This is a genomic window from Aliamphritea spongicola, assembly GCF_017051665.1.
Classification (GTDB): domain Bacteria; phylum Pseudomonadota; class Gammaproteobacteria; order Pseudomonadales; family Balneatricaceae; genus Amphritea; species Amphritea spongicola.
Window position 1 is genome coordinate 1 of record NZ_JAFIDL010000099.1, and the last position, 288, is coordinate 288.

The 288-nt window shown below is 68.8% G+C and carries 1 protein-coding gene; it reads left to right on the top strand.

Going from position 1 to position 288, the window contains the following annotated elements:
• On the top strand, positions 1-288 hold a 288-nt coding region (locus JYB63_RS23755; RefSeq protein WP_205660227.1), incomplete at both ends, for an ERAP1-like C-terminal domain-containing protein.

A 288-nucleotide genomic window follows, 5' to 3' on the forward strand; every position in this document is an offset into this window, starting at 1 on the left:
CTGGTCCTGCTCAACGACGACGACCTCACCTTCATCAAACTGCGGTTGGATGAGCAGAGCCTGCGCACGGTCGTGGAGAGCGCCGGCGAGATTGTTGAGTCGCTGCCGCGCGCGCTCGTCTTCGCCGCGGCGTGGGACATGACCCGCGACGGCGAGATGCCCGCGCGGGACTACGTCCGCCTCGTCAGCCGCAACCTGGCCGGGGTCCGCGACGTCGCGGTGGCCCAAACCCTGCAGCGGCAGGCCGTCTCCGCGCTGATCCACTACGTCTCCCCTGAATGGCAGGAG